The sequence below is a fragment of the Paenibacillus sp. RC334 genome (genome assembly GCF_030034735.1).
GTDB lineage: Bacteria > Bacillota > Bacilli > Paenibacillales > Paenibacillaceae > Paenibacillus > Paenibacillus terrae_A.
This window is the reverse complement of sequence record NZ_CP125370.1, coordinates 5551649-5564606: the sequence shown is the minus strand read 5'-3', so window position 1 is coordinate 5564606 and position 12958 is coordinate 5551649. Positions and strand designations below refer to the sequence as shown.

The 12958-nt window shown below is 48.4% G+C and carries 7 protein-coding genes and 2 pseudogenes; 4 read left to right on the top strand and 5 right to left on the bottom strand.

Annotated features, from left to right (window positions below; genetic code table 11):
• Positions 1 to 26: 26 nt before the first annotated feature.
• The gene (locus QMK20_RS25490) at positions 27 to 1559 is read right to left on the bottom strand and encodes an MFS transporter (RefSeq protein WP_283653813.1); all 1533 of its coding nucleotides are present in this window, start codon (positions 1557 to 1559) and stop codon (positions 27 to 29) included.
• Positions 1560 to 1670: 111 nt separating this feature from the next.
• A complete protein-coding gene (locus QMK20_RS25485; RefSeq protein ID WP_283653812.1) occupies positions 1671 to 3020 on the bottom strand; it encodes a right-handed parallel beta-helix repeat-containing protein in 1350 nt (449 codons plus the stop codon).
• 328 nt (positions 3021 to 3348) lie between these two features.
• Here QMK20_RS25485 and lepB point away from each other — a divergent pair, with 328 nt between their 5' ends.
• Positions 3349 to 3972 carry a signal peptidase I gene (gene lepB, locus QMK20_RS25480; RefSeq protein ID WP_283653811.1) on the top strand — a complete coding sequence of 208 codons (624 nt, stop codon included), beginning with the start codon at positions 3349 to 3351 and terminating at the stop codon, positions 3970 to 3972.
• A 61-nt stretch (positions 3973 to 4033) separates the two neighbouring features.
• Here lepB and QMK20_RS25475 read toward each other — a convergent pair whose 3' ends face one another.
• Entirely contained in the window at positions 4034 to 5236 is a 1203-nt protein-coding gene (locus QMK20_RS25475) for a GTP-binding protein (protein ID WP_283656344.1), read from the bottom strand.
• Positions 5237 to 5597: 361 nt separating this feature from the next.
• Here QMK20_RS25475 and QMK20_RS25470 point away from each other — a divergent pair, with 361 nt between their 5' ends.
• A complete protein-coding gene (locus QMK20_RS25470; protein ID WP_283653810.1) occupies positions 5598 to 7436 on the top strand; it encodes a methyl-accepting chemotaxis protein in 1839 nt (612 codons plus the stop codon).
• A gap of 135 nt (positions 7437 to 7571) precedes the next feature.
• Here QMK20_RS25470 and QMK20_RS25465 read toward each other — a convergent pair whose 3' ends face one another.
• Together QMK20_RS25465 and QMK20_RS25460 are read right to left on the bottom strand one after the other, a co-directional pair.
• A complete protein-coding gene (locus QMK20_RS25465; protein WP_192511029.1) occupies positions 7572 to 8402 on the bottom strand; it encodes a carbohydrate ABC transporter permease in 831 nt (276 codons plus the stop codon).
• Positions 8402 to 9298 (bottom strand): carbohydrate ABC transporter permease, encoded by an 897-nt coding sequence (locus QMK20_RS25460; protein ID WP_082067081.1) that lies wholly within the window; start codon positions 9296 to 9298, stop codon positions 8402 to 8404. The genes QMK20_RS25465 and QMK20_RS25460 overlap by 1 nt, the downstream gene beginning before the upstream one ends.
• A gap of 190 nt (positions 9299 to 9488) precedes the next feature.
• On the opposite strand from QMK20_RS25460, the pseudogene QMK20_RS25455 reads away from it, so the two are divergent.
• A pseudogene (locus tag QMK20_RS25455) lies at positions 9489 to 11283 on the top strand (cache domain-containing sensor histidine kinase).
• A pseudogene (locus tag QMK20_RS25450) lies at positions 11276 to 12936 on the top strand (response regulator). The pseudogenes QMK20_RS25455 and QMK20_RS25450 overlap by 8 nt, the downstream one beginning before the upstream one ends.
• Positions 12937 to 12958: the final 22 nt, after the last annotated feature.

Below are 12958 nucleotides of genomic sequence, written 5' to 3'. Positions count from 1 at the left end.
ATTTGATTGGTAATCGTTGTTTGTGCTTACATGGAAGGCGTATGTGATTTAGGGTCAGCAGGTTTGTTCTTGAAACCTACATTATTGTTGCCCCAGCACCGATCGTAATTAAAACCTGTCAGATCCTCGAATACCTTTCGAGCTTCCGGTTTGGCTGACTTCATGGAGCCGCCGTTTTTGAGACGATCAATTTCGGTAATCAGCTTCTTGTGGCTGTCGATATCCAGCTTCATCACGACAGACGCGATCATACCGATGATCGCCAAAACGATGGTTCCAACGACGAGCACGTAAAATATAGCATGCTGAGCTGCGACCGGCTGACTATCAGCCCCGGATACGAATCCGAAATGCTGTAACACCCAGCCAAGTATGAAGACGACGACGGCTCGAACCATTTTACCTGCGAAAGTCATCATACCTGCATAAATTCCTTCCCGGCGACGACCAGTCAGTGCCTCATCTACATCAGCAAGGAACGTATATTGATTCCAGGGAATATAGTAGACCCCGCCTGTACCAAGACCCATAAACAGTGTGATGACATATAGCCATACCATCGTATTGGAGGCTCCCGTTATATAGAGCAGGCCATAACCCGCTACGCTAAAGCAAACGACGACGAGTGCGGCGATAAAAGGCATACGGAACCCTTTGCGCACACAGAACTGGATGAAGAAATAGGTGGAAATTAATTGAATGACAGAGTTAAAGCTATTCAGATTAGATACCATCTCCGAGCTTTGGAACAGGGAAAACACAATAAAGTACGTAAAGGCAGAAGTGAACAGCCACTCGGCTGAAAAGCCGCCCAGATACATGCCCAGATGATGACGGAACGTCTTCACCCGGAAGGTAGAGGAAATGTCAATAAACAGCTTTTTCATGGAATCTATAAAGGAAAGCGGAGCCTCACCTTCCAGTTCCTTTTGCAGTTCCTCCGTAGGCCGTTCCCAAGAATTTTTGTACAAAAATGCCATCGCAATGAGCAAGATACCTGCAAACACGAGTCCGGTATAAAAGAAGGGCAATGGAGAGTCTTTGCCATACTCAGCGATAAAGCGACCAGGGATAAAAGCGGCGGCAAAATTGGCAATTTTACCGAACATGGCCTTCCATCCAGTCAATCTGGAGCGCGCGCCGAAGTCCCGGGTCATCTCTGAGGCGAGTGCTTCATAGGGCACCATAACAGAGGTATACACCAGTTCAAACAGCACGTACGTACTTAGGTAATACCAGAAACCCAACCCATCTACCCAAAGCAACGGATACACGAGCATCAGTGGAATACCCATCATAATGAAAAAACGGCGTCTGCCGAATTTACGGCCCAGGCGGGTTCGATGAAAGTTGTCGCTAATAAAGCCCATGATCGGATTGCTGACTGCATCGATGATGCTGGCAACGGAGAAAATGGCTGCGGCCTGAACGGGAGACAGTCCGCAAAAGGTTGTATAAAAGTACATTAACCATGCGCCACTAATAGCAAGTGCACCGCTTCCCAGCATGTTGCCGCTTCCATAGGCGAGTGTATGTTTCATTGTGATTTTTCGTTCCATGATCTGTTCACCTCATATTTTGTCTGGTTATGAGGACTATCACCGGTCGCTATATTATGCAGTATGTCTATGTTGGTAGATGGGCCAGGGCGTCCTGATTGGGTGGGGCTTTTAACGTGCCCCTATATTGTTGCCGCTCGGAGTGCCCGAGCCGATCAGATCGCTTCCTGAAGCCAGCTTGAGGAAGTTACCTAGCTGGATGGAACCGTCTGCACTTCTAGTAACGGAAGGAACGAGACTGACAAAGTCAGCGGCGCTGGCGAGAAGACCTTTGGCATTGGTGCTTTTTTTGCTTTTCCACCAGACATTAGAATTGTCCTGATCGGTTCCACTGGTCTTGTCACTGGCTGTTCCTTCAAAGGAAAGATTGTTAACGAACACGTGTTCCCCTTTGTCAAAAGCAAAATTGCTTTCGCCATTGCTCCATGAGGTATTATTAGTCAGGGTAATGGAGCCGGGGTTGCTATTGTAGGTAAAGCCATGCTTTTTGTTCTGAAAGGCAATGCTGTTTTTCACGATATGGTTGACCTTGATTTTGTCCCCGCCCAGCTTAAAACCATTGCCGTCACTGTTAGCGGTAGACGTTCCGTCAGAAGTCTGTCCGTTGTGGTGGGCGACACTGTTCAAGATCGTTACCGCTCCGATAGGACCCGTTTCCGTTTTGGTGTACAAATCCCAGCCATCGTCTACGTTGTAAGCAGCCAGGCAGTTATCGAACACATTCCCTGGTCCTACGGTCAGCTTGGCGGCAAATCCGTCGGCATCCTCACCGTTGTCAGGATCAGCATTATCATGAGAGTAGGAGTTCAAGATTAGGTTGTTCGAAGGCCATTCACTGTTAGCGGCTGTAGTGGAATAGCGTCCGAGTTGAAGACCGGTGTCCCGGTTATGGTGAGTTTCCACGTTTTCAATCCGGTTGTTGCTGCCGCCGATATAGATACCGTTATCCCCGGCACCCTTTACTTCAAGGCCTTTTACCAGCCAATAGTCTCCGAAAAGCTGGAGTCCACGGTTAGCGGAGCCAAAGGCTTGACCCGAAAAATCAAGTACAGGCTTTTCACTGCCGTAAGCAACCAACCCTTTGAGGGAGCCATTGCTGCCATTATTTCCATGCTGAACGGTAATCGTTGAGGAATAGGCGTAGTTGCCTCCGCGCAGGTAAATGGTTTTACCAGGAGCAATTTGTGCAAGTGCCGCTTCAAGAGTAGTAGGACTGGATATGGTGCCTGGATTGGACACGTTACCATTTGGCGCTACATACAAGTCGCCTGCCGCCAGTGTGGTGGAGATAGCAGATGAATCCGTTGCACTGGCAGCCTCTTCTGAAAGGGAAGAAGAAGGAGCATTGGATGACGTATCTGCGTAAGCGGTTCCAATAAGAAAAGAAGAAGCGAAAACAAAAGAAACACCGAGCCTCAGAGCGTTAAACCCGTTTTTTGGACGTTCATTGCGTTTAAACATGTAAATTCCTCCTTATTTCATCTTTTATTTTAAAAGAAGATAGCACTATAAAAGCGACTTATGCTGTCTTTCATGTGAAACGAGGGCACCTCCCTGGGTGACGGATTAACTGGCATATGTCTAAAACGCTCTAAGAAGTATAAGCTCAGTTTAATATATGTTAACGTTTGCATCAACTGTTTTTTGATGATATTTTAAGATTGTGAAAAAAAGTTCACACTTTTGTTTCAACTAAAAAACGGTTTTGCCAAGCTGGGAAAAATTGATTACACTTATACAATATACACATATTAGGAATAGAATCTATGAGAAAAGGCGGGTCTGACGCATGGATAACGGGAATCATTTGACGAGTCCAGCTACACGGAAAGTTTCGGACAAGCAGCCGCAAGTTGAAAATGAGATCGTGGATTGGCTTAAAGCGATTACGGTGGGTGTTGTTCTCGTGTTCATTATGCACGGGTTGCTGTTTGCGCCATCTGTCGTTGAGGGAGCATCCATGGAGCCGAATTTCAAAACAAATGAACGGGTTGTCTTGAATAAACTGATTTACGATTTTCGTGATCCCAAGCCCAGTGAGGTCGTTGTATTCCATGTGAGAAAGGAAGGAAGGGACTTCATTAAGCGTGTTATTGGGGTTGCAGGAGACACGATTAAATATCAAGGCGACAATCTTTACGTGAATGGTAAGAAGGTGGAAGAGTCATACATTCAGGGAGCTGTCCAAGAAGCACATGCCAAGGGCGAGCTGTACAACAATGTGGACTTTCCGAATGCAACGATAACCGAGTCCAAGGTTCCCGAAGGTACTATTTTTGTCATGGGCGATCATCGTAATAATAGTAGAGACAGTCGTGCGATTGGCTTTGTTTCGATTAAAGATATTGTTGGACGTGCGGATGTGGTTTTCTGGCCGCTGGGCAGCGCGCAGTGGGTAAAGCATGATGAATAGAAGAGCGCCTAAGACGGAATGCTGTTCCCCGTTTTAGGCGCTTTGCGTGTCTCTGAAGCTGTTATATTTTTTGGGTAAAAGGGTCAGGCAGCTTGCGCCAGTCCTGCTCCATCTCTTCAGGAGTCAGCAGCGTCTCATCCAGCGTACGCTCGATTTCTTCCCGATTCATGTCTATGCCGATAAATACGAGCTTGGTCACCCGGTCCCCGTATTTTTCATCCCAGTCTGGCGTTTTCTCAAAATCTTCTCCGAGATAGTATTGCCGTTCTTCCTCGGTCAAAACAGATACCCATAGTCCTGCGCGTGCAAATTGCTTGGAGCTGCCCGCCTGACTGAATGTAAAAGCGGTACGGTTCTGCGTAGCGAACCACACCAATCCCTTGGAACGGACAACCTCGGCAGGCCATTTGGCCAGCCATTTTAACAAACGTTCCGGGTGAAGCGGGATTTTGCGCTTGTACACAAACGAAGCAATACCGTATTCCTCTGTCTCCGGTACGTGTTCTTCCTTGTTCATCTCCTGGATCCAGCCTGCCGATTGGCTGGCTGTTTCAAAGTCGAAGCGATGCGTGTTCAAAATCTCCTTCGGGTCCACTTTACCGTACTCGGAACGAATGATTTTGGCGTTCGGTTGAATACCGCGCAGCGCTTTTTCCAGTCGCTCCAGCTCCTCGGGGGATACCAGATCGCATTTGTTAATAATCAGCACATCACAAAATTCCACCTGCTCTACCAGCAGATCAACAATGCCGCGCGCATCTTCGTCCGCAACCTCCTGCCCGCGATCCTTGAGGGAATCTCTGGAGTAGAAGTCCTTCCAAAATTCCGGCGCATTCACAACAGTAACCATCGTATCCAGCCGGGTCAGCTTGGTCAGGTCGATGTCGTTTTCTTCATCTACATAACTGAACGTTTGGGCTACCGGGATGGGTTCGCCGATGCCTGTGGACTCAATAAGGATATAGTCGAACTTTTTATCCAGCGCCAGCCGCTCTACCTCTTTTAAGAGGTCTTCTCGCAGGGTGCAGCAGATGCAGCCGTTGGACATTTCCACCAGCTTCTCATTAACGCGGGATAATCCTCCGCCGTCCCGAACGAGATCGGCATCAATGTTCACCTCGCTCATGTCATTGACAATGACAGCTACCCGCAAGCCATCCCGATTATTCAGCACATGATTGAGCAGCGTAGTTTTGCCTGAACCGAGGTACCCGCTAAGTACCGTCACCGGTATTTTCTTTTCCAATTCCATAGTGTTTGCCAACATAATCACTCATCCCTTCGAAAGTGTTCATGAAATGCTGATTGTGTTGTAGTGGCTACAATGTCAGATAGGGAAGCTACAATGCTATCCTTGTCGGTTTCTTTTAATCGTAATAATTACGAATAATAAAATCAGTAAATCATTAATGAAGGGAAATGTCAAGGGAGGCTGTAAGGAAAGGGGAGAAAAAATGAACAAAAGGAAGTGATCTATATGTTATTGGGTGCCGTATCATACCTGAAAAGTTGTATTTCAATAATTGAAACTTACGAATTATATTTAACTGCTTCAAATGACAAATAGGCGTATAATAACTCATTAGACCTAAGAAAATTGTCCCATACAAAGGAGATATTTTAGAATGAAGATTGGTAAAAAACTATCCATTAGTTTTGCAGCCGTATTATTGCTTACATTGGTTGTGGGCGTTATTGGTGAGTATGCTACTTCGTCTTTACATACATCTTATCAAAGCATGATTGATGACAGAGTCGATAAAATTTTGATTATTAAAGAATTGCAGTATGATGCTGCGAGCCAGACTAAGTATTTTCGCGGGTATCTGGTGACTGGCGATCAGGATGAAATGAACAGTTATCTGAAAGCACGCGAAACCTTTGCAACGACCATGAAGAAGCTGCAATCAACGCCAGCACTGGACAAGCCCAAGCAAATGGCAGCAAAGCTCCAGCAGATGGAGGCTGAATATGCAGATATCGTAAAGGAAATTACCTCATATAAGCAGCAGGGGGATGTCTCGACCTACACGAGATTAGTGGAGGAAAAATGTAAGCCGATGGCACTTGCACTGGAGCAGCAGTCACAGGTCATGGAGCAATACCAGATGGACCTACTGAATCAATCCCAAGTCGAGCAGGGTGAGAAGCTTCAATATGTACAGACGATGATTATCATTGCGATGGCGCTTGCACTGGTAATCGGGATCGTATTGGCGTATGTAATCACCCGTATGATTGCCCGTCCGGTGGTTCAGGTGGCTCAAGCTGCGCGGCGTATTGCAGAAGGGGATCTGACACAGGAGGATATTCAAATTCGGCAGAAAGATGAAATTGGTGAAATGGCGCAGAGCTTTAACGATATGAAACGCCAGCTTCGTTCGCTGCTGCAAGTGATCTATCAAAACGCACAGGGAGTTACGCTGGCTTCGGGTGAGCTGTCCAATGGCTCCGGACAGGTGGCGGAAGGTACACGGCAGATGGCGGAGACGGTACAGGGAATCCATGATTCGGCGGGCAATCAGGTTGAGCGAAATCGTGAAAACCAGCAGGCGGTCAAGGAAAGCGCAGAAGGCGTTCAAAAGATTGCCCAATCCGCATCCATTACCGCAGAGCTGTCCGAGCGGGCGATTCACGAGACAGAGCGCGGCAATGCAGACCTGGAGGAAACGGTTATGCAGATGCGCCATATTCAGGATACGATGAAGGACTCGGTCAAGGTCATTCAGGACTTGGGCGAGCAATCGAAGAGAATCCAAAGTGTAACGCAGTTCATTCGCGATATCGCCAAGCAAACCAATTTGCTGTCATTGAACGCCTCCATTGAAGCGGCCAGAGCCGGGGAATCGGGTAAGGGCTTTGCTGTCGTGGCGGGTGAAGTGAAGAAGCTGGCGGAACAGACAGGTCAAGCATCCCAGCAGATTGCTGTCTTTATGGACGCCATGGCGGATACAGTGAACCAGGCCGTGGACTCGATCCAGAAAGGCTCCAGCGAGGTTGAGGCTGGAACAGATCTGATTCATCGCACCGGGCAGACGTTTAGCAAAGTACATGAAGCAGTACAAACGGTCGCTGAGCATACGCAGGAGGTGTCGGCTGCGACCGAAGAATTGTCTGCCATTACCGGGCAACTGCTGGACTCGGAGCAAAAGCTGGTAGGCTTGTCCAGTGAGATTGCAGAGGAATCGGAGTCGGCTGCGGCTGTGTGCGAGGAGCAGCTCGCTTCTATGAAGGTCATCGCAGATTCTGCCGATTCGCTGCGTCATATGGCTGCCCAGCTAATGTCGGAAATACAGCATTTCCGCATTACAAACGATGCAGACGAGAACAGGGCCTCGGCTTCGACTCATCCAAAGGATACGAATGGCGGGCGCGGCACGTCCACCAGACGTACATCTATGGATAGAATTTCAATTTCGGATACACCGATTCATCCCGCTTCCTTAGCGGGAAGTGTTAGATAACAGAGTCTTCCGGGCATCCAGACTGAAACCAAGAGGACTTGCGCAAACAACACGCAAGTCCTCTTTTTGGCTATCTGGCTTCATATACTCGTATACGTCGGCTTTTTAAATTCGCCAGGTATCGCCACTTTGTACTCAGCCTTTGACCGCTCCCGCGACAACACCTTTGACGATGTATTTTTGCAGGAAAATAAATACGACGATGGAAGGCAGCACAGCCATCACCATTGCTGTCATGGCATACTGCCAGTCTGACGTATACTGTCCGACGAAGGTATAGGCCGCCAGCGTAAGCGTTTTGGTGCTGGGTGAGCCGTTAACCATGAGCAGGGGCAGCAGAAAGTCGTTCCAAATCCACATCACGTCGATGATCACAATGGTGGCGGTGACGGATTTTAGCAAGGGGAAAATCACCGAAAAGAAAAGCCGGAAGCCTGAGGCTCCGTCGATCTTGGCGCTTTCGTCAATCTCGTTGGGAATCCCTTTGACAAACCCGTGGTAGATAAACACCGCCAGCGGTGCGCCGAAGCCCCAATACAGCAGGCCAAGTCCCCAGGTACTGTCCGCCAGATGCAGGTCTTTCGCGAGTCGCAAGACAGTCAGCATAATGGACTGAAACGGGATTAACATTGGCATAATGCACAGCATGTAGATTGCGGAACTCCATTTGCTTTTGGTCCGTGCCAGCTTATAGGCGGCAATAGAGGATACCAGTACGATACCTGCTAGCCCGACTACGGTAATGATCGTGTTATTCAGAAATAAGCGTGGATAGTTAATGAATTTCCATACATATACGTAGTTATCCAGCGAAAGCTGCTTGGGCAGCGCAATGACGTCGGTCATGACCTCAGCGAAGCTTTTGAACGAATTGTTAATGGCAAGAAACAGCGGATACAAAAATAACAGCGATAATACAATCATGCCCGCTTCCAGCAAAATACGTCCCATACGTCTGCGTTGCATCAGGCTTCAACCTCCCTGCGTTTGAAAATAGACAATTGGATGATCGTAATGATCAGCACTGCGACGAATAATAATAACGCTTTGGCTGTTCCATAGCCGTACAGATTGTTCTGGAACGTGTCCCGATAAATATCATACGCAATACTGTATGTTGTACCTCCCGGCCCGCCGCCAGTCAGGGATAGAATGACGTCGAACACCTTGATCGAGTTGGTCAGAGCCATGAAAACCGAGATCGTGATGGAAGGGGCCAGCAGTGGCAGCGTAATACTGAAAAATCTCCGAATCGGCCCCGCTCCGTCCACAATAGCGGCTTCCTTCAGATCCTCCGGTACGGACTGCAAGCCTGCAATGTAAATGACCATATAAAAGCCAATGGATTGCCAGATAGATACCGCCAAAATGGAAATAAACGCGAGCCCTTCTTGCCCCAGCCAACTGAGCTGGAAGATGCCCCAGCCTGTGCTGTTTCCCAGTGACTCAAAGCCCTGCATAAAGATAAACTTCCAGATAAATCCGACAATCACGAGACTGAGGATATAAGGGATAAAAAAGGCCGCCCGCAGCCAAGCCGAGCTTTTCAGCTTCATGTCGAGGACGAGTGCCAGCAAGATAGCCAGCACGTTAACCAGCACAATGTACAAAATCGCATATTTGACCGTAAACCAGGCCGCATGGGCGAAGTTGGCGTCTCCGAGCAGGATTTGTTTGAAATTATCCAGGCCTACAAATTTCGGATGCTTGGATATTCCATTCCACTTGGTCAGGGAATAGCGTATCGTCATCAAAAACGGAATATAAAATGCAATCGTAATGCACAGGATTACGGGCAGTGTGAACAAGCCAAACTCCAATTTACTGCCCTTATCGCCCCGGCTTCCCCTTTTTTTCAGCATAACGCACCTCTTTTTCTCAACATTTTCCGATCTTTCGTTCCAAGCCGTTTGAGATATAATGAAAGTATAGGATAGCCCCTGGGGCCGGACCAATGGATTTAAGAAAACAGTTGAGGGTAAAAATGTGTACGCTTTCAAAAGGGGCGATTTTATCGTGATACCAGAACGAGCAGGTGCAGTTCTCAGATCCATGTGGAGACGAATAACGCAAAAATTGGTGAACAAGCTTATTTTGCTTTTTACCTCGGTGATCATTCTGGTGGTAGGCTCGCTGACGATTATCTCCTATCAGATGATTGAAAGAGAATCGGTGAATCATAGCATTGCCAGCACAACGAATAATCTGCTGCTGGTTAATCAGAACCTGGAGGATTATCTGGAGGGGATGCAGCAGTTGGCCCTGCCGCAGCTTCGTTATAACGATATTATGAACGCGATTGCGAATGAAAATCGGGACTATGCTTCCCGAATGGTCATTGAAAATTACTTGCGCAGCATGTTTTATTCCCGCAGTGATCTGGAAGCTATTTATCTGTACGTGGCAGATCGCCATCAATATTATGTGGTGACCCGGGAGACGTACAATATTACGGTGCGCCAAGGGATGAACACGGATATTCCCAAGCTGCCCTGGTATAAGGAGGCGATGGCGAGCACGGCCAACGAATCGTTTCAATCCTTTGTGGGTTCCCGCTCGGATATGGGGTATGTAGCACCACAGGCCAGCTTTATGGCGTACCATCGGGTGCTGAGGTCGATTGCATCTCGTCACCCGCAGGCGGTGTTGTCCTTTTATTACAATACGAGCGCTGTGGACGATATCATGAAGAACATTCCACTCGGCAAAGGGGACCATCTCATGCTGCTAAGTCCTGAACGTATTCCCTTTTACGTGGACAGCCTTCCGTTATACGAGCGAATGCGGGACTCGGGGGGTGCTGGCACAGATTGGACAGGGAGGGAGCGGACGAGTAACATGGTCGGACAGTAGCGGCAGCCAGGAGTATCTGGTCGTGTATGATGCCGGGAAAAAAGAAGGCTGGCGGCTCGTCAAGCCGATCCCATACCGTCAAATTTACGAAGCGGCTACGACGACACGAAATTGGAGCTACGTGATCGGGATTTTGTTTTTAGGGGTGTCTATTATTTTGGTAACGCTGACCTCGAATGCCATTACTAGTCCCTTACACAAGCTGTCCACCCAGATGAAGCGGTTTAGTACCGGGGACTTCGGGGCAACTGCCCTTGTGAAGGGCCATGACGAGATTGCGTATTTGTCGCTGCATTTTAACGAAATGGTCCAAAGAACCGAAGAATTAATTAATGAGCGCTACCGAATGAAGCTGGTCGAGAAAAACGCTATACTCAAGGCGCTGGAGGCTGAAATTAATCCCCATTTTCTGTACAATGCGCTACAAGCCATATCCACACAGGCATTAAAGCGTGAGATGTTCGATATGGCGGATATGGTCGATGCGTTGGCCCAAACCCTGCGGTATTCCATCAACGGCAAGGATATCGTGGTTGCCCGCGAAGAACTCCAGCATATTGAACGGTATATGGGATTGCAAAAGGCAAGGTTCGGGACAAGACTGCGAATCGAGCTGGAGTGGGAGGACACGCTGATGGAGCTGCGAATCCCGAGGTTGTCCGTACAAACGTTGGTAGAAAATTCGATCAAGCATGCGCTGGAAAAGGTATCAAGCGATATTCTGATTGTCATTTCAGCCGAATCCAGCTCTACAGATGCCACGATTACAGTCCGGGACAACGGCCCGGGGATCTCGGAGGATAAGCTTAGACAGGTGCTGGATTCGTTCGAAGAGAAATGGGAGGAACGGGAGAGTGAGCATATCGGCTTAAAAAATCTGAATACACGATTGAAGCTGTTGTATGGAGATCAGGCGGGACTATCCATACATACGGATGAAACGGGAACAGAAATCCAAATGCGCATCCCCCAGGGAGGAAGTAGTCATGTATAACGTATTGATCATTGACGATGAGGAGCCGCTGCGCGAAGCTATTCGCATTGTCGGAGACTGGAACAACCTCGGCATCGGGCAGGTGTTTGAGGCGACGAATGGCAGACTTGGACTGGAGCTGCTGGAACGGCACCCAATAGATGTGGTCATGGTGGATATGAAAATGCCGGAGCTGAACGGTATCGAATTTCTTCGTGCCATCGAGAAGGTGTATCCTAATCTGCTGACGATTGTCATTAGCGGCTATGACGATTTTGAATTTACACGGCAAGCCATTCAATCCCGAGTGGTAGATTATTTGCTCAAGCCGATCAATCGGCAGGAATTGAATCAGGCGCTGCGCACAGCGGTAGATATATTGGAAAGCCGCAAGCAAAGCGAAAGCAAATTCATTAGCCAGAACATTACGCTGAATATGTCGCTGCCGAAGCTCAAGGAGAAACTATATTTGTCCATTCTGGACGGTAGCTTTAAGAGACAGGCAAATGCGGCGTTACTCCCCTTGATCGGTGCAGATCAGCCGGGGAACCACTTTGGGGTGATTGTGCTGCGGTTGCTGAACAGGGACGAGGTCCGCATGACACGTTTTCATGGGGAGACCGATCTGATGGATTTTGCCGTGACGAACGTCATGGCTCAGACTTCGGATGAGCGACTGAGCTGCTTTAGCTTTCCTCATCCGAGACGGGAGCGCGAGGTCGTTTCGATTTGCACATTGTCTCCGGGGCAGGAAGAACATATGCCTCTTCTGCTGGCACAAGTGACACAGAAGGCGGTGACGAATCTGCATGGATTGTTTGGCATGGTGGTAGCTGCGGGGGTGGGTAAGCCTTGTACGGACATACTGGATCTGGCAGCTGCTTATACGGATGCCAAGGCGCATATCCACAGCACGGACGTATTGAAGCTGACAGGGACATCGGTCATCCATACCGTGCGCCGGCAGGAAATGATGCCAGAGGAAGTGTCGTGGACGGATCGGCTGCTGTTGATCCAGAAGGATGCCCAGACAGGCCAGGCGAATCGGGCGAAGGTACTGCTAAACGACCTGCTGAAGCAGTTGGCATCTGGCTCTGCTTTTCGTTTGCAGGATGCAGATCGGATGATGGGCGAGTTTCATTTTTTACTGAGAGAAGCGGCTACGGAGCCGGGTGCATTCATATATGTATCTGCATCTGTGTCTGAGCCGGAGGGGGCTTCGGGGGAACAGAGAAAAAGCGTGGCTGAGGGCGATATTGCTGCGGACTTTACGGACTTTGGCCAGTATGGACAGCGGCTGCATCGGATGCTGGAGCTTTACATTGCCGGGGTTCAGCATGCTCAAGGGGGAGTCAGCCCTTTGATATTACGGAGATCAAACGGCATATTGACCGATATTACTTTGAAGATATCAAAATTTCATTTTTTGCCGAAACGTATTTTTTAAGTCGGGAATACTTGATGAAGCTGTTCAAGCAGCAGTTTGGTTACGGCATTCACGAATATGTGCAGAAGGTCAGAATGGACAAGGCGAAGGAGCTGCTAGGCGATTCCAGCCTGAAAATTCAAGAGATTTCCGATATGCTTGGCTACAAGGACAAGAATTATTTTAGCAAGGCTTTTCGTAATTATTATCAGGTGTCACCGTCGGAGTATCGTGTGAGCTTGCAATAAACCACTTTTTTACCCTTAATGC